The organism is Halonotius terrestris (assembly GCF_006861665.1).
In the GTDB taxonomy this organism is placed as follows: domain Archaea; phylum Halobacteriota; class Halobacteria; order Halobacteriales; family Haloferacaceae; genus Halonotius; species Halonotius terrestris.
Genome location: NZ_RKLU01000001.1, coordinates 302,498 through 318,025 on the forward strand (window position 1 = coordinate 302,498; position 15,528 = coordinate 318,025).

Annotated in this window: 18 protein-coding genes; 5 read left to right on the plus strand and 13 right to left on the minus strand. The window is 63.9% G+C overall.

The window, feature by feature from the left end; genetic code table 11:
- Positions 1–19: 19 nt before the first annotated feature.
- Positions 20–778: an ABC transporter permease gene (locus EGH24_RS01620; RefSeq protein WP_142978433.1), complete on the minus strand. Its 759-nt coding sequence runs from the start codon at positions 776–778 to the stop codon at positions 20–22.
- Complete coding sequence (locus EGH24_RS01625; RefSeq protein WP_142978434.1) at positions 775–1,758, minus strand: ABC transporter ATP-binding protein; 984 nt, start codon at positions 1,756–1,758, stop codon at positions 775–777. The genes EGH24_RS01620 and EGH24_RS01625 overlap by 4 nt, the downstream gene beginning before the upstream one ends.
- 254 nt (positions 1,759–2,012) lie before the next feature.
- Between EGH24_RS01625 and EGH24_RS01630 the strand changes: the two genes are divergently transcribed.
- Positions 2,013–3,029, plus strand: a complete 1,017-nt coding sequence (locus EGH24_RS01630) for an aldo/keto reductase (RefSeq protein ID WP_142978435.1) — start codon at positions 2,013–2,015, stop codon at positions 3,027–3,029.
- Positions 3,030–3,053: 24 nt separating this feature from the next.
- Here EGH24_RS01630 and EGH24_RS01635 read toward each other — a convergent pair whose 3' ends face one another.
- The 4 genes from EGH24_RS01635 to EGH24_RS01650 form a co-directional block, all read right to left on the minus strand.
- The gene (locus EGH24_RS01635) at positions 3,054–3,290 is read right to left on the minus strand and encodes a SelT/SelW/SelH family protein (protein ID WP_142978436.1); all 237 of its coding nucleotides are present in this window, start codon (positions 3,288–3,290) and stop codon (positions 3,054–3,056) included.
- A gap of 69 nt (positions 3,291–3,359) precedes the next feature.
- Positions 3,360–3,947 (minus strand): response regulator, encoded by a 588-nt coding sequence (locus tag EGH24_RS01640; RefSeq protein ID WP_142978437.1) that lies wholly within the window; start codon positions 3,945–3,947, stop codon positions 3,360–3,362.
- 106 nt (positions 3,948–4,053) lie between these two features.
- Positions 4,054–4,746, minus strand: a complete 693-nt coding sequence (locus EGH24_RS01645; RefSeq protein WP_142978438.1) for a DUF7546 family protein — start codon at positions 4,744–4,746, stop codon at positions 4,054–4,056.
- The gene (locus tag EGH24_RS01650) at positions 4,747–6,090 is read right to left on the minus strand and encodes a heme o synthase (protein ID WP_142978781.1); all 1,344 of its coding nucleotides are present in this window, start codon (positions 6,088–6,090) and stop codon (positions 4,747–4,749) included.
- Positions 6,091–6,362: 272 nt separating this feature from the next.
- On the opposite strand from EGH24_RS01650, the gene coxB reads away from it, so the two are divergent.
- Positions 6,363–7,091 carry a cytochrome c oxidase subunit II gene (coxB, locus tag EGH24_RS01655; protein WP_142978439.1) on the plus strand — a complete coding sequence of 243 codons (729 nt, stop codon included), beginning with the start codon at positions 6,363–6,365 and terminating at the stop codon, positions 7,089–7,091.
- A 182-nt stretch (positions 7,092–7,273) separates the two neighbouring features.
- Complete coding sequence (locus EGH24_RS01660; protein ID WP_142978440.1) at positions 7,274–9,055, plus strand: sensor histidine kinase; 1,782 nt, start codon at positions 7,274–7,276, stop codon at positions 9,053–9,055.
- Between the two features lie 16 nt (positions 9,056–9,071).
- Here the strand turns inward: EGH24_RS01660 and EGH24_RS01665 are convergent, their stop codons facing one another.
- Positions 9,072–9,722: a hypothetical protein gene (locus EGH24_RS01665; protein ID WP_142978441.1), complete on the minus strand. Its 651-nt coding sequence runs from the start codon at positions 9,720–9,722 to the stop codon at positions 9,072–9,074.
- 127 nt (positions 9,723–9,849) lie between these two features.
- Between EGH24_RS01665 and EGH24_RS01670 the strand changes: the two genes are divergently transcribed.
- Complete coding sequence (locus tag EGH24_RS01670) at positions 9,850–10,584, plus strand: DICT sensory domain-containing protein (RefSeq protein WP_185903205.1); 735 nt, start codon at positions 9,850–9,852, stop codon at positions 10,582–10,584.
- A gap of 40 nt (positions 10,585–10,624) precedes the next feature.
- On the opposite strand, the gene EGH24_RS01675 is transcribed toward EGH24_RS01670, so the two are convergent.
- Positions 10,625–11,626: a transcription initiation factor IIB gene (locus tag EGH24_RS01675; protein WP_142978443.1), complete on the minus strand. Its 1,002-nt coding sequence runs from the start codon at positions 11,624–11,626 to the stop codon at positions 10,625–10,627.
- A gap of 233 nt (positions 11,627–11,859) precedes the next feature.
- Between EGH24_RS01675 and EGH24_RS01680 the strand changes: the two genes are divergently transcribed.
- Entirely contained in the window at positions 11,860–12,594 is a 735-nt protein-coding gene (locus EGH24_RS01680) for a helical backbone metal receptor (RefSeq protein ID WP_142978444.1), read from the plus strand.
- Between the two features lie 6 nt (positions 12,595–12,600).
- On the opposite strand, the gene EGH24_RS01685 is transcribed toward EGH24_RS01680, so the two are convergent.
- The 5 genes from EGH24_RS01685 to EGH24_RS01705 form a co-directional block, all read right to left on the minus strand.
- Positions 12,601–12,930, minus strand: coding sequence for a hypothetical protein (locus tag EGH24_RS01685; protein WP_142978445.1), 330 nt, complete (start codon positions 12,928–12,930; stop codon positions 12,601–12,603).
- Between the two features lie 3 nt (positions 12,931–12,933).
- Entirely contained in the window at positions 12,934–13,251 is a 318-nt protein-coding gene (locus EGH24_RS01690; protein WP_142978446.1) for a MarR family transcriptional regulator, read from the minus strand.
- 92 nt (positions 13,252–13,343) lie between these two features.
- Entirely contained in the window at positions 13,344–14,501 is a 1,158-nt protein-coding gene (locus EGH24_RS01695; RefSeq protein WP_142978447.1) for an SPFH domain-containing protein, read from the minus strand.
- Positions 14,502–14,562: 61 nt separating this feature from the next.
- Positions 14,563–15,216, minus strand: a complete 654-nt coding sequence (locus EGH24_RS01700) for an NfeD family protein (RefSeq protein WP_142978448.1) — start codon at positions 15,214–15,216, stop codon at positions 14,563–14,565.
- A 59-nt stretch (positions 15,217–15,275) separates the two neighbouring features.
- Complete coding sequence (locus tag EGH24_RS01705) at positions 15,276–15,482, minus strand: DUF7312 domain-containing protein (RefSeq protein ID WP_142978449.1); 207 nt, start codon at positions 15,480–15,482, stop codon at positions 15,276–15,278.
- Positions 15,483–15,528 lie beyond the last annotated feature (46 nt).

Genomic DNA, 15,528 nt, shown 5'->3' on the forward strand with positions numbered 1-15,528 from the left:
ACTACCCCAGTTCTGTTTTTCAGTCAGTTCGGGGAATCGCGTACGCGCCAGCGACGAAGAAGGCGACCGCGAGCGCGGCGAGGACACCCAACTCGGTAGCGTAGGGCTCACCCGGCGTGTAGGTGATCGCCCGGACACCACGAGCGAAGTACGTCAGCGGCGAGAGATCGACCAGTGGCCCGAACCACGCCGGCAACTGGTCGAGCGTGATGAACGTATCCGAGAGGAACAACAGCGGCAGCGCGATCGTGTTGCTCGCGGCGATCACGCCGTCCTGCGAATCCGCCAGCCGCCCCAACAGCGCGCCGAAGCCACAGAAGAGGACGACGGCGAGGACGATAAACGGGAGTAACAGCAGCAGGCCGACGACAGGCGGGACACTCGCCGTCGTCAGCAGCAGTACCAACCCGAGGATGAGCAGGCTGGCGAGGCCGATGATGAGCACGTTGACCGCGGTGTGGGCCAGCAGCCACTCGCCGCGGGTCAGCGGCGTCGTCGCCAGCTTCTCGAAGCGGTTGTCGTCGCGGTGGCGGGCGATTTCGCTGCCGACACGGGACAGCGGTGTGAAGAGGACGACCGTGGCGAGATAGCCCGGCAGGTAGTAGCCCGCCGGCTCGGCGAACAGTCCGCCGTCAGTCGGCTGCGTTCGGACCAACACCCCGAAGATTACGACTAGCAAGACGGGGAAGAAGAACGTGAAGAAGACCGCCGTCTTGCGGCGAAGGAAGGAGTGCCACGCGGCGGTCGCTTCCGCGCGAATCCGGCGCGAGCGGCTCATTGGCGACCCTCCTGCGTTGCGGCGGTGTCGGTCTCGGCAGTAGAATCAACAGCCGGGGTAGCGGTCGCACTGCGCGAGCCGGCGCCCTCGAAACTCTCACCGGTCAGTTGGAGGTACACGTCTTCGAGCGTTGGTTCGGACCACGTCAGCGACTCATACGGGAGGTCGGCCGCCGACAGCGCGTCGACCGCGTCGCCGATATCGACCGGTGATACGTTGTCGACGACGACTGCGGTCGGCTCGGCAGTCGCCGCGAAGCCGGCGTCGGCAAGCGCGTCGGCAGCGGCCTCGCTGGCGTCGGTATCGATGACGAGCCGGCTGCCGCCGCCGTGGTCGGCGATCAGTTCATCGGGCGTCCCGACGGCGACCAGCTGCCCGTCGCGGAGCAGGCCGACACGATCCGAAAGCCGCTGGACTTCCGCCATCGAATGGCTCGTGAGGAGGATCGTCGTCCCGCCGTCGGCCAGTGTTTCGAGTACTGACCACAGTGATCGCCGGCCGGCGGGGTCGATGCCGGTCGTCGGCTCATCGAGGAAGAGCACGTCGGGATCGTTGACGAGCGCGATGCCGACACAGACCCGTCGCTGCTGGCCGCCCGACAGCGTCTCATACCAGCTGTCGGCCGTCTCCGCGAGGCCGACCGTCGAGAGGATTTCGTCAGTATCGCGGGCGGTTTCGTAGAGGCCGCCGTAGTAGTCGATGAGTTCGCGGGCGGTGAGCCGTGTCGGCGGCGAAAACGACTGCGGCAGCAGGCCGACCCGGTCGGCGTCGACGTCGGTCGGGTGGCGGTCCTGGACCCGAACCTCGCCGTCGACGGCCGTGGTGCCGGTCAGCGCGCGGACGAGCGTGGTCTTGCCCGCGCCGTTGGGGCCGATAAGCCCGAAGACTTCGCCGTCGGCCACCGAGAGGTCGACGCCGTCGAGAGCGACCGTCTCGCCGTACCGTTTCGTCACGTCGGTGGCGACAAGGGCCTCGTGCATACGCCTCCTCAGGGGGGTTTCGGCCTAAGGATTCTGTTTCGGCGGCGTGTGAGGGGCTAACAATTTTGTAACTGGATTTGAAACAATAGTATATGGACAGCCGAGCGTACCTCTCGACGGTCGGGCTGGCCATGATGTTCGTCGTCTGCGTTGCGATCAGTCTCACCACAGGGATGGCTGTCTTCTTCTGACCGGGTGGTACCGCCGGCTCGTCGGATAGGTTTTGAGCCTTGGCTGCGAAGGCGGAGCCACAGATGGATTACCGACAGCTCGGCGCGACGGGAACGCGCGTCTCGGAACTCTGTTTCGGCACCTGGCGGTTCGGCCGCCGGACCAACGGCGTGCTGGAAACCGACGAGGACGACGCCCACGAACTGCTGGACGCCTTCGCCGACCACGGCGGCAATTTTATCGATACCGCCAACATCTACGGCGACCCCAACGGGACCAGCGAGTCCTACATCGGGAGCTGGCTCGAAAACAGGGATAGGGAAAAGTTCGTCATCGCCTCGAAGGTGTACTTCGAGTACGACGAGACCAACCCCAACGGCTCCGGCCTCTCGCGGACCCACATCCGAAACCAGATCGACAAAACCCTCAACAATCTCGGCACGGACTACCTCGACCTCTACTACATTCACCGCTGGGACGACGACACACCCATCGAAGAAACGCTGTCAGCACTCACCGGCCTCGTCGAAGACGGCAAAGTGAACTACCTCGGCGCGTCGACGATGGCGGCCTGGAAACTGACGAAAGCCCTCTGGAAAGCCGATAGCAACGATTACCAGCGGTTCGATGTCGTGCAACCGTTGTTCCACGCAGGCTACTACAAAGACGTGGAAGACTACCTCTCAGTCGCGGCCGATCAGGATCTGGCCGTCTGTCCGTACTCGCCGCTCGCGGGCGGTTTTCTCACCGGGAAGTACACCCGCGCCGATCCGGACGATCCGACCGCCGTCGAAGCACCCGACGGCTCGCGGGCCAGCTTCGACGACCGCTTCGAGCGGTTCTATCTCTCTGAGCGCGGCTGGAAAGTCCTCGACGAGATCCGCGCTGTCGCCGACGAGGTCGACGCCACGCCCGCACAGGTCTCCTTGCGCTGGCTGATGGATCAGGACGCCTTCACCTGCGTCCCGATCATCGGCGCGCGGACGGTCGACCAACTGGAAGAAAACGTCGCCGCCGCCGAGGTGTCGATCACCGACGACCAACACGATCGCATCACCGACGCCCGATTCAACGAGGACGGCGTTCGCTGGGGGCACTGACCAGCCACCGGCCCGCGCGGCGGCTTACGCCGACAGCTGCGAGCGAACCCGGCGAACGATTTCGTCGACGTCGAACCCGTCTTCCTCCTTGTCGAAAACGACCTCGTCGTCGACGCGGACGACGAAGATTCCGTGATCGCCCATCACGAGCGAGACGCGATCGAGATCGTCGGCGAACTGTTGGAGGATCGCCTCTTCGACGGTGAGCGCGCGGTCCAGCATGCCGCAGGGAACGCAGTATTCGATTTCGACGGTTGCCATCGATCCCACAAGGGGCGGCTGGCGGAAAAGAGCGAGGGGAACCGAGAGCGGGATGAGCGCGGCGAGCGTTCAGTCGTCGGCCTCGGCGTCGGTCCGGTGGATGCCGCGGAAGGCCTCGCTCAACTCGGTGTCGGGGAACTCATCGAGCGTCTCGTTGATTTCGTCCTCCAGTTCGTCGATCCGGGCTTCGAGGTCGTGGTACCGCTCGTCGTCGAGTTCGCTCGGCGCGAACTCCGAGGAGAGGGTGGCGTACTTCTTGCGCGTCTCGTAGTACTCGAAGACGAGGTCCTCGTATTGGTCGATCAGGAACGCCTGCTCGACGGCCGTCAGCAACTCCTCCTTTGAGACGGGTTTCGTCAGATAGCCCTCACACGGCATGTCGATGATGTCCATATCGGGATCGACCGCCGTCACCATGATCACTTGGCAGTCGGACTCCCAGTCATCGATGTGTTCGAGCAGTTCGTCCCCCGACATCCCCGGCATCCGGCGGTCCAACAGCACGAGGTCGATCTCGGAGGTGAGTTCCACCAGTGCCTCACCGCCGGTGAAGGCGACCCGCGCCTCGTACTCGTCCTGTAGGTGGTGGGCATGTAACGCCGCCAGTGACTCCTCGTCTTCGACGATGAGGATAGTCTTCTCGCTCTCGGTGTCCATCAGCGGACCATTTACGGCCGGACCCAAAAATCATTGCGTTGCAACGGGTCGTTGCGGGCGTCGAATCTGACACTGGGTCGTCAGTAAATTGAGACAGCCGACTCGGTCAGTCCGAACCGAGCCGGAAGCGTGCGAAGATCGTCGGCCGCCAGTAGAGCAGCCCCGCCGTCAGCAGGAAGACCGCCGTCGACACGCCATAGGAGACCTGCAACGCCGAGGCGACCAACAGCGAGCCGCTGCCGGTGACCGCCGAGGCAAGCGAGACGACGATCGGCCACGAGCAGGAGACACAGGAGAACAACCCCAACAGCCCCGCGGCCGCCGAGCCCGCGGCGTCGATGACGGTCACGTAGACCAAATACGCGAGGGCAGCGTAGCCGATGAGGTAGTTCGGGATAAGGTTGATCGTCACCCGTTCCCCGCTGTAGAGTAGGGCCGGCCCGTAGCCCGGCGGCAACGGCGCGAACCGAAGCCCGGTCGCCTCCGCGCCGATCCCCGCGCCGACGAGCCCGCCGGCGAACGCCAGCAGCCCGAAGTATGTTGTTCCCACCAACAGCCCGCGGCGACGCGTGCGCGTCGACACGCCCGACAGGTCCGGCCGGCTGTTGACGACGACCCACGCGGCGACGTTGATCCAGATAGCCGCGTAGGCGACGAGCCGCAGCGATTCGACGCTCGCCGCGGTAAGCAGGACGTAGAGCGTACCGACCAGCAGTTGGCTGTTCAGAAACAGGGCCCAGAAGAGCCGGCGACCGGTCGGAATCGGGATCGACAGCCCCCCGTCGGTAGCGAGGGCCATCTATAGGAGGAGCCCCTCGACGACGATGGCCAGCAGGACGAGCCCGAGGTAGGCGTTGGAGGCGTGGAACGACCGGAACGCCGCCGCCTCGCTTTGCTCGTAGTGGAGCCGGATGACGAACCAGAGGAAGACGCTCCCGAGCCCGACGGCGACAGCGACGTAGAGCCAGCCGAGGGCGTCGGCCGCGGCCAACGCCGCCCCCGCGAGCAGCGTCGCGCCGAAGTACCACAGGATGTGTCGCCGNGTNGNCGTCTCGCCGCGGACGACCGGCATCATCGGGAACCCGCCGCGNNCGTAGTCGTCCTTGTANGCNANNGCGAGGNTGTAGAAGTGCGCGGGCGTCCAACAGAAGATGAACGCCGCGAGCACGAGCCCGCCAACGCCGATCGAGCCAGTGACGGCGGCCCAGCCGATCAGCGCGGGCAGCGCGCCCGCGGCCCCGCCGAGGACGGTGTTTTGGACCGTGTTCGGCTTGAGAATCAGCGTGTAGACGACGCTGTAAAACAGGATGGCGACGAGCCCGAGCGCGGCGGTCAGGAGGTTGACCGTGGCGAACAGCCCAACGGACAGGCCAGTCAGCAGCAGCCCGAAGGCGACGGCGTTCCGCAGCGGGATCAGGTCGGTCGCCAGCGGCCGGTCGCTGGTACGGGCCATCCGGCGGTCGATGTCGCGTTCGAGAATGTGATTAAACGTTCCTGACGCGCCGATGGCCAGCGAGCCGCCGGCCAGCGTCGCGCCGACGGCGTAGGGTGTCAGCCCCGGCCCGCCAGCGAGAGCCATCGCGGCGGCGGCGACGAGACAGAGCAGCCACATCAGCCGCGGTTTCATCAGGCGGAAATACGCAAACAGCGTCGCCTTCGTCTTGGCGGCCCCGGTCGGCACCGGCGGTCGCTCGTCGGGATCGAGCGGGTCCGACATTTCGGGCTCGCCGGCGGGTACGTCGTCGGGGTCGCCGGTTTCGGCCTCCAGCCACCACGTCAGCGCGGCCAGCAGACTCCCGAAAATAGTCATGCCAGCCAGCAGGTGGATCGCGGAGGTGACGCCGGTGCCGCCAGTCGTCGCTACCACGGCACCGAGGCCGGCCTGCGCCGGGTAGACGAGTAGGGCGACCGCGAGGGCGAGGCGGACGCGGCGGCGCGTGTCGGTTCGCCACGCCTCGATGGCGACGGCGAGGACGCCGATCCCGACGACGACGGCGACGAGTCGGTGACCGAAGGCGAGCCAGCCGTCGGCGGTCGTCGGCAGCGACCAGCCGCTCCCGCAGGCCGGCCACGCAGTACACACTGCGACCGCGTCGCTCAACGCCGTCGCCACGCCGACGACGAGCAGCAGGTAGACGCCCATCGTCGTCGCCGCCAGCAGAGCCGGAAACCGATCCGGTACTTGACTCGAAAAACTCACTACCGGACATTGGGCATCGATGTATATATGCGCCGTGTTTTGCCTGTGAAACGCGAGCGAAACCGAGGACGGATGGCCGCGAGCGTCGGCAGTCGAGTGCGGACAGCAACCGAGACAGAACGGCACGCCGTGGCGCGTTGCGTACTGCGGTTCCCGCACCGTATGAGCGCGGAGTCAGCAGGTATTTACGCCGGCCACTCCAAGGCGAGATACGGATGAACACAAAGCGTCTCGCACTCGCTTCGCTGTGCTCGGCGGTGCTGGTTACGCTGCTGGCACAGCCGGCCGCCGCCCAGTCGGTGTCAGCCGAGCTGATCTACGGGCTCAACGAGAAGCTGCTGGTGATCGCCATCCCGATCACGCTGCTCGTTGAGGGAATCTTGATCTACGCTGTCCTGAAGTTCCGGAACAACGACGAGCCGAAACCAACCAAGGAGAACCGCCGGCTCGAAATCACATGGACACTCGCCACCGCGGTAATCCTGCTGTTCGTCGGCGTCGCCTCCTACGGCGTGATGGCCCAAGACACCGTCGAGTTCACCGGCGGCGAAGAGGAGATCGCACCCGACGAGAACGATGTCCTCGTGGAAGCCAACGCCTACCAGTGGGGTTGGAACATGCACTACCCCGAGCAGGACATCTGGGCGAACGGCACCGGCGCGGGCCCGACAGTCGTCGTGCCAGCGAACCAAGACGTCTATATTCAGGTCGCCTCCGATGACGTGATACACGGGTTCCACGTCCCCGAGTTGGGCCTGAAGACCGACGCGATTCCGGGGCAGCCGAACTACCTGAAGACCAACATCAGCGAGACGGGAAGCTATCAGGGCTACTGTTCGGAGTACTGTGGCCTCGCCCACTCGAATATGTACTTCACTATTGAGGTCGTCGATCAAGCCGAGTACGACCAGTGGGTCGCCGAGCAGTCGAGCGGCGACGCGTGAACGGCCCGGCGTCGACGACGCAGGTCGCCAGACGCTATTGCTCGTATCAAATCAGACGAACGACACCCATGAGAACCCCGTATCGAGGGCCGTTATGACCAGTACGCTTATGTCGATCTTGGCACCATTTGTCACTCACATTGGCAGGACTCAGCATCGATCCGACAGCAGGTGGTAGTCCGATGCTGCAACAGCTGACGGTAGACACCGTCGGCACGTCGCTGCCGCTGTTCGAACTCTATCTGCTTGCGTTCGGGGCCGCAGCGATCGCCTGTTTCGGAAGCCTGCCGCGTGCCTACCGGATCAAAGAACAGGACACGCGTCGCGGGTTGGTCGCGCTGTTGGCGACGAGTGGGACCTGGGCAACCCTCCACATCGGCTATCTCGCCGCGCCGACGCCGAGCCTGCAGTACGGCTTCTATATGATCGGTTTGGTCGTCGGTCTCAGTACGGTCGGGCCGTGGCTCTACTTCTGTTCGGCCTACACCGGGCGGTCGCTGCACCACAACACCGCCTACCAGCGGGTCGCCATCGGCATCTACCTCGGGATCGTTGCGATCAAACTCACGAACCCGCTGCACGGACTGTATTTCAGCGCGTCGGTGGCGAACGTGCCGTTCCAACACCTCATGATCGACCACGGCACCATCCACTGGCTGGCGATGGGGCTTGCGTACTCACTCGCCTTGGTCGGCATTTTCATGTTGTTCGAACTCTTCACACAGGTCGATTACGACACCAAGCCGTTCGTCGTCCTCGTCGCCCTGACATCCCTGCCGGTCGTCTTCGACATCGCCGGCTATGTCAGTACAGCCCTGATCGATATTACCTACTCCGCGATCGGCGTCGCCATCTTCGCCGTCGGCGTGCTGTTCATGTACACCGACGAGTTCGAGTCGATCCAGCTGGCCGGCCAGTACGACGATCCGGTGATCGTCCTCAGCGAGGATCGAGAGGTTCGGGATGCCAACCGCGCTGCCGAAGCACTGTTTCCCGAACTCGCCGACGCGACTGGCGAGGAACTCGAATCGATCCTGCCGCAGTTGGATGCGGCCGTGGCGACCGACGAGATCTTCAAACTCGAAAACGGCGGCGACGAGCAGTACTACCAGCCGGCGACGAACCAGTTCAGCGCGAGTCGCGCGCAACTCGGCAAGCTTGTCGTCCTGACGGACGTGACCGAACAGGAGCGATACCGCCAGCAACTCGAACGCCAAAACGAACGGCTCGAACAGTTCACCGGGATGGTCTCTCACGACCTCCGAAACCCCCTGAACGTTGCGCAGGGCAACAGCGAGATCATCGCCGAACTCCTCACAGCCGCGAAAAACGACGACGGGAGCTACGAGCCCGTCGACAGCGACACGCTGGGAACCATCGGCACCGCGGCCGACACGCTGACGCGAACGCTAACGCGGATGGAGATCCTGATCGACGACCTGCTCGTGTTGGCACGAGAGGGCCAAGAAATCGACGAAACGGAGCCCGTCTCGCTGGCGAAAATCGGCGAGGGCTGCTGGTCGATGGTCGACCAGAAGGGTGCCGAGTTCGTCGTTGTCGACGATCTGATCGTCGAGGCCGACCCCGATCGGCTCCAACAGCTGTTCGAGAACCTGTTTCGCAACGCGATCGAACACGGCGGCGACGAGGTGACGATCCGGATCGGCCCCCTCGACGACGAATGGGGGTTCTACGTCGAAGATACCGGCCCCGGCATCCCTGAAGGCAAACGCGACACCGTGTTCGAATCCGGCTACACGACCAACCGCGATGGCACCGGCTTCGGGCTGAGCATCGTCTCGGAGATCGTCGAGGCCCACGGCTGGCGGATCGATCTCGCCGAGAGCGTGGAGGGTGGCGCACGGTTCGAAATCACGATCGACGGCGACAACGAGGGCGTCGCCGACACTGAAGAAACAGAACCGACGGACGAACCAAGCGGAGAAGCCGGCCGCGCCGAGTAATCCTGCTGAGACGGACTTAGAGCGTGTAGATCAGTCGCTGATTACCCGCGTCACTGTTCGAGGGAACGGTGTGAACCACCTTCGCTATGTCGACGCCCTGTGGCAGTTGTTCGACCGGCGTGATCACGCGGGCGCGGCAGCGCGGCTCGATCACGACTTGGTTGGTGTGACAGCCCGGAGCCAACTCCGAGGAATCGAGCGAAACGTGGGCTTGCTCGTAGGTGTAGCCGTCGCTGCCGATGAACGTGGTGCGGCGACTCAGCCAGTGGATCGGCGCGTCGCTGACGTTCTCGACATCGAACATCGCACAGTATCGCACTGCCCCCGCGTCGGCGACCGTATCGCGCTGGTGGGCATAGACGAGATCCGCGATCGACACCTTCGGAACGCCGACCAGCGTGGCGGTCAGCATGTCGGTCTCGATGGTCAGCGACGGGCCCGACTGCGACCGAATGCGGTTCGTGACGGTCGGATCGGTGACGACTGTCGTGTCGGCAGTCGGCGACGGCGTCTCAGTCGCCGGCGACGACGCGTCAGGCGCGGACGACTTCGCCGACAGATCGCGCCACTCAACCGCCGACGAGTCCGGTGGTGCCGACTCGCCTGTGGTATCAGCCCGGTCCGCCTCCTCGTCTGTTTCCACTGCCCGGTTGAGTGAACGCTTCATACGTCCTAATTCGGACGATATCATAATAAGTGCTATGCATATTGTGCTGACATATGTTGCCAAACCCCGTAGCGAGTGCCACCCGTTCGGAGCAATCTATTTATTCACTGAGCGTCGAGATAACGCAATGTCCCTGTCAGATGTTATCGAGTATGTCAAACGGAAGGAGAAGACCCTGGTCGTCTTCAACCCGCCGGCCGACAGCACGCTTATTGCCGACCTCAGGGACTACTTCTCGACGCAGAACGTCACTGTCACGGGCAAACAGACGAGTTCCGGCGAGCCCCAAAACGTCGCCGTCCTCCGGCTCAACGGCGATGTGCTGGCCTCCGTCCCGGTCGCACAGCTCCGGGAGCTACTGACCGGCGGCGGCCTCCGGGAAACGGGTGTCGGCATCGACGACACCGACTACCATGAAATCCTCCAGCACCTCAAGGAGACGACGTTTACCTCCTACGACAAAGCCGAGATGGTGAATATCTCCCATGAGATCGAGGACCGCGCGCTCCGTGTCGGCAGCGGCCGTCTCCTCGCCGGCTTTCAGGAATCCGCGAAACTGGCCAGGCAGGCCGACCGCTACGAGCGGTTAGCCACCAAACCGCTGGACATCCACACCTTTGCGATCCCGGGTGACTCCGTCGATGTCGACAGCATCACACATCACACCGAGGCGACCGCAGAAATCAGGGAGTCGTGGTTCGTCGTCTTCGACGGCGACGGCGAGAACGGCTACAAGACGGCGTTGCTGGCGACCGAGCAGACCCCCAATCAGTTCTACGGCTTCTGGAGCGACGACCCCGAGATCGTCGACACTATTGGCGAATACCTCGAAACGACGTACCTCACAGCGCCACCGCAGTAAAAGCAACCACGAAACCGACCGCTGAACCGTACCCGATACCTTAGACCAGCATCTCTTCTTCGGCTTCCAGCAGNTCGTGGTANCGGTTGCGGATNGTGACNTCGGAGATGTCGGCGACCTCNNNNACNGCCGCCTGCGTNGTCTTNTCGTTNGTGAGCANCGCGGCNGCGTAGACGGCNGCNGCNGCGAGGCCGACCGGCGATTTGCCGCTGTGGACGCCCTGTTCCTTGGCGTTTTTCAGCAGCTGCTTGGCGCGCATCTCCGATTCCTCGGAGAGTTCGAGCGAGGAGGCAAACCGCGGGACGTACTGCTCGGGATCGGCCGGGCGCACTTCAAGCGAGAGNTCGCGGACGACGTAGCGGTANGTCCGNGCGATCTCGNNTTTCTCGACGCGNGAGACGTCGGCGATCTCNTCGAGGCTNCGAGGGACGCCGGCCTGCCGNGCGGCGGCGTAGACGGCCGCGGTGGAGACGCCCTCGATGGAGCGGCCGGGGAGCAGGTTCTCGTNGAGCGCGCGCCGGTAGATGACCGACGCCGTCTCGCGGACGTTCTCCGGCAGCCCGANNGCCGAGGCCATCCGGTCGATCTCGCCGAGCGCCTGTTTGAGGTTGCGCTCCTTGGAGTCNCGCGTTCGGAAGCGCTCGTTCCATTTGCGGAGCCGCTGCATCTTCTGGCGNTGCCGCGCGCCCAGCGAGCGGCCGTAGGCGTCCTTGTTCCGCCAGTCGATGTTGGTCGACAGCCCTTTGTCGTGCATCGTGTTCGTCGTCGGCGCGCCGACGCGGGACTTCTGATCTTTTTCGGCACTATCGAAGGCTCGCCATTCGGGACCGCGGTCGACGGAGTCCTCGGTGATCACGAGGCCGCAGTCGTCACAGACGGTTTCGCCGTGTTCGTCGTCGGTGATGACGTTGCCGCTGCATTCGGGACACTGGAGGCCGGCGTGGTCCTCCTCGGTCTCGCTTTCGGTTGTCGATTCAGTACCCCGCTGTCGCTGGCGGGTCGGCGAGCGGTCGGTGGTCGAGGTAAACGATTGGTCACTCATTGTCTGGGCCGCTCCCTGTATGGGGGAAAGACGTATCGGGAGCTATCGTCTTTTAGACGAGGACAGAATGTTACTTAAGCAGTTTGGTATTGGCGCGCGACAGCACCGCTACCGGTCGAAATGCGGTGAATGACCCTGATAGTTTGCCGACAGCCGACAGCTGCTCGTCCGACACCTATCAACGTTAGAAAATAAAACAGGAGCCTTTTGCGCGCCGACCGCCGACCGCCAGTATGGTCTCACGGATCGTCTCACTGGCACCGAGCGCGACGGCGACGCTCTCGGCACTCGGCATCGCCGACCGCGTTGTCGGCGTGACAGCCCACTGCGATCTCGACCGCCCGACGGTCGGCGGCTGGCTGAACCCCGACTACGAGACGATCGCGGAGCTGTCGCCAGATCTCGTCTGTACCAGCGACGGCCTCCAGCGAGAGATCCGCGACGAGTTGCGGGAGCGAGACTACCGCGTCCATCACCACGAACCGAGCCGGCTCGATGAGGTGCTGGCGGGGTTCAAGTCGTTGGCGGCTGCCGCCGGTGTCGACGACGCTGGCGAGGAGTTGGTCGCCGATTGTCGCCAACGACTCGATGCGGTCGCCGAGCGAATCGCCAGCGACGACGACCGCCCGGTCGTCTACTGTGAGGAGTGGTCCGACCCACCGATGGCCGCCGGCAACTGGGTACCCGACGCAGTCGAAGCCGCCGGTGGTCGCTATCCCTTCGTCGATCCGGGTGACCGCTCACAGGAAGTCGACCACGGGGCCGTTGTCGACACCGACCCCGACCACGCCGTGTTACACATCTGCGGCACCGGCGACGACGTGTCGGCTGATCGCTTTGCCGACCGGGGCTGGTCGCTGGATGCCGAGGTCCACGTCGTCGACGACTCGCTACTCAATCAGCCGAGTCCGAAACTGATCGACGGGATCGAACTGCTCGCTGCTCGGTTGTCTCCCGAGCGATCCTAACTTGCGCTACCGAACACCGAGGTAGCCAGCAGCTTCGCTGGCGATCTCCTCTGTCGCTGCCGCAACGAGACGACCCTCTTCGGCCGTAATATCGGCGTGACGGATCGACACGACAGTCCACGGGTTCACGTAGCTCTCCCGGGGAAGGCCACCGGCCGCGAAATCCTCGTCCGTGAGCGGGATAGCCGCATCACGGCTGGTCGTCGTTATCGCCACATAGAGAGCCTCCTCATCGCTGAACGGATGGCTGTCATCGCTCAGACACACGTAGGGACGGTAGTCGTAGTCAGCGAACAGGTCGGGCCCTTTCACTACGGTGCCGCGTTCGTACGCCATCGGTCACTCCTCGCCGTAGTAATCGTCGGTCGTCGATGCCGAACTGGCCCCAGTCTGTGCCGCATAGGAGGCGAGGCGGTCATCCTCAGCGATCGCCCAGTATCGGCCGCGATGCCGAACGAGCCCCCGATCATCGAGACGCGACAGCACGGCACCGACGCTGCCGCGTTTGATCCCCGTCGCCTCGTGGATCTCCGTCTGGGTAAACGCCTGCTCGCTGTTCGTCGCAAGGAATCTGAGGACCTGATACGGTTGGGTGCCCTCCTGTATATCGAGGACATCCGCGGGTTCCTCGTCGAACTGATCGATGCTAATCGGCATGTGTAATAGAACGTAATAGATCGCAATAAGTCTTCGGGCGCGCTGTCGCTTGCGGCGCGGAATAGAAAACAAAATAGCCGGCGGCGAGCCGCTTACTCGGTCTCTTCTTCGGTCACGAGTTCATCGTCGTCGACATCGGCCTCATCGATGTCGGGCTCCGGAATATCAGGCTCGCCGACATCCGCGCCACCGCCGGCGATGTCGGCCTCGCCGGATTTGATCTGTTCGGCCTCCTGTTCGAGCTGTTCGATATCCATCTCGGCGGCCTGATCGATCTCGCCGAGGATCTCGTCGATATCGTCGAGCCCGAGCATCTTGCGGGTCTCGGCGTCGAACTCCTTGCCTTCGAGGCCTTCGGTCTCCTGCACGTCGCTGCCGGTGAGCGTCTTGCCGTAGCGGCCGACCAGCGAAGTGAGTTCCTGCGGCAGGATGAACGTCGAGGACTCGCCTTGGCCGATGCGTTCGAGGCTCTCCATCCCACGTTCGATGATCGCACGTTCGCCCATCGCTTCGGCCGACTTGGCGCGGAGGACGGTCGAAATCGCATCACCCTGTGCTTCGAGGATCTGACTTTGTTTCTCACCCTGTGCGCGAATGATGTCGCTCTGTTTGTCACCCTCNGCNGTCTCGACNGCNNNGCGGCGNTCACCNTGNGCNTCGAGGATCATGGCACGGCGACGGCGCTCGGCGGACGTCTGCTGCTCCATCGCCTGCTGGACGTCCTTGCTCGGGTTCACCTCGCGCACCTCGACGCTCTCGACGCGCACACCCCACTCGTCAGTCGGTTCGTCGAGTTCGCGGCGGATACGGGCGTTGATCTCCTGCCGCTTGTTCAGCGTGTCGTCGAGTTCCATGTCGCCGAGGACCGCACGCAGCGTCGTCTGTGCGAGGTTCGAGACGGCGCGCTTGTAGTCGTCGACCTCGAGGAACGCCTTCTTCGCGTTCATCACTTTGATGTAGACGACCGCGTCGGCAGTCACCGGGGAGTTGTCCCGCGTGATCGCTTCCTGCCGGGGCACGTCGAGCGTCTGGGTCCGCATGTCGAACGCGTACGTCGCGGAGACGAACGGGACGANGAGGTTGAACCCCGGNTCGAGNAGCNNNNGNTACTCGCCGAAGACGGTCAGGGCCTCTTTCTCGTAGGCATCGACGATCTCGACCGTCTGCCAGATGGTCACGGCGACGACTGTCAGGAACAACAGCCCGACGGCCAGCGTCGTCAACTGTAGCTGGAGGACGAGTGGATCCATAGCTAACCTTGGGCTGAGACCGCAATAAGGGTTGGCTTCGTGACGGATTTTTGACGGTCGATTACCGGTCGCGGTCGACCTCTTTTTCCAATTCGACCTCGCGGTCGTGATCGGCTTCGGCAGCGTCGATTTCGGCTGGATCGACCTCGGGATGTTCGTCGGCGAACGCCGCGGCCGCCGACTCGTCCTGTGCGGCCTCCCGGCCCGCGGCCAACTCGCGGTCGATGTCGTCCTCGATGGTTTCCAGCGACTCGACAGTGACGACGTTGCCACCGCCGGGATCGATCACCATCACATCGGTCCCTTCGGGTATCTCGCCCTCCATCGACCGCGCGGAGTAGAAGGGGTTGAAGCCGCCGCCCTGGAGCTTGACCTCGCCGCCGGTCGGCGTGACCTCCTCGGTGACGCGGCCGGTCATCCCCTGTAACGTATCGGAGTTGCTGGTCTGCGCTTGGCCTTTTCCGCCGTAGATATCGAACTCATGGTACACGTAGAACGCGAGAATCCCGAACAGCAGGACGAACAGTCCGAGCGCAAATGGCCCGAGGAACGGGAACGCCAGCCCGACCAGTCCCGCACCGAGCAAGCCGACACCGGCGACGATGAAGTTCGCCCCCGGCGCGAGGGCTTCCGCCAGCGAGATCAACAGCCCAGCAGTGACTAACAGCAGCGGCAGCGTCTCCGGGCTGACCAGACTGGAGATCAACAGCGACATAGGTGGCCTACGGCGGCGACGTGTTTAATGGTTGGAGAATTTCGGGGTGGAAGCAAGGGTCATAGTCCGGTTGCGATCACGGCGACCGTCAACAGCACGCCCAGCGCGACGAACGCCGCATGCTCCGCGGAGATCGACTCCGGTTCGATGGAGTCGGACTCCGGAGCCGCGGGCTCGGCCTCCGGACCGACATCGTCAACCGCGAACCGCCACTCATCGGCGTCGTCGGCATCGTCAGCATCGGCGGGGTCTGCGGACTGACTCATAGATACAGGAAGGGCAGCGACGCGTTTAGTTCCCGCGGCTCGGGGC

What these genes read in the sequence shown, in the direction of transcription:
- EGH24_RS01690 (WP_142978446.1), bottom strand. Translation starts at nt 13,251, where the DNA reads ATGCCGATTAGCATCGATCAGTTCGACGAGGAACCCGCGGATGTCCTC.
- EGH24_RS01680 (WP_142978444.1), top strand. Translation starts at nt 11,860, where the DNA reads ATGGTCTCACGGATCGTCTCACTGGCACCGAGCGCGACGGCGACGCTC.
- EGH24_RS01685 (WP_142978445.1), bottom strand. Translation starts at nt 12,930, where the DNA reads ATGGCGTACGAACGCGGCACCGTAGTGAAAGGGCCCGACCTGTTCGCT.
- EGH24_RS01645 (WP_142978438.1), bottom strand. Translation starts at nt 4,746, where the DNA reads ATGGCCCTCGCTACCGACGGGGGGCTGTCGATCCCGATTCCGACCGGT.
- EGH24_RS01660 (WP_142978440.1), top strand. Translation starts at nt 7,274, where the DNA reads ATGCTGCAACAGCTGACGGTAGACACCGTCGGCACGTCGCTGCCGCTG.
- coxB (WP_142978439.1), top strand. Translation starts at nt 6,363, where the DNA reads ATGAACACAAAGCGTCTCGCACTCGCTTCGCTGTGCTCGGCGGTGCTG.
- EGH24_RS01620 (WP_142978433.1), bottom strand. Translation starts at nt 778, where the DNA reads ATGAGCCGCTCGCGCCGGATTCGCGCGGAAGCGACCGCCGCGTGGCAC.
- EGH24_RS01705 (WP_142978449.1), bottom strand. Translation starts at nt 15,482, where the DNA reads ATGAGTCAGTCCGCAGACCCCGCCGATGCTGACGATGCCGACGACGCC.
- EGH24_RS01625 (WP_142978434.1), bottom strand. Translation starts at nt 1,758, where the DNA reads ATGCACGAGGCCCTTGTCGCCACCGACGTGACGAAACGGTACGGCGAG.
- EGH24_RS01670 (WP_185903205.1), top strand. Translation starts at nt 9,850, where the DNA reads ATGTCCCTGTCAGATGTTATCGAGTATGTCAAACGGAAGGAGAAGACC.
- EGH24_RS01635 (WP_142978436.1), bottom strand. Translation starts at nt 3,290, where the DNA reads ATGGCAACCGTCGAAATCGAATACTGCGTTCCCTGCGGCATGCTGGAC.
- EGH24_RS01665 (WP_142978441.1), bottom strand. Translation starts at nt 9,722, where the DNA reads ATGAAGCGTTCACTCAACCGGGCAGTGGAAACAGACGAGGAGGCGGAC.
- EGH24_RS01640 (WP_142978437.1), bottom strand. Translation starts at nt 3,947, where the DNA reads ATGGACACCGAGAGCGAGAAGACTATCCTCATCGTCGAAGACGAGGAG.
- EGH24_RS01700 (WP_142978448.1), bottom strand. Translation starts at nt 15,216, where the DNA reads ATGTCGCTGTTGATCTCCAGTCTGGTCAGCCCGGAGACGCTGCCGCTG.
- EGH24_RS01630 (WP_142978435.1), top strand. Translation starts at nt 2,013, where the DNA reads ATGGATTACCGACAGCTCGGCGCGACGGGAACGCGCGTCTCGGAACTC.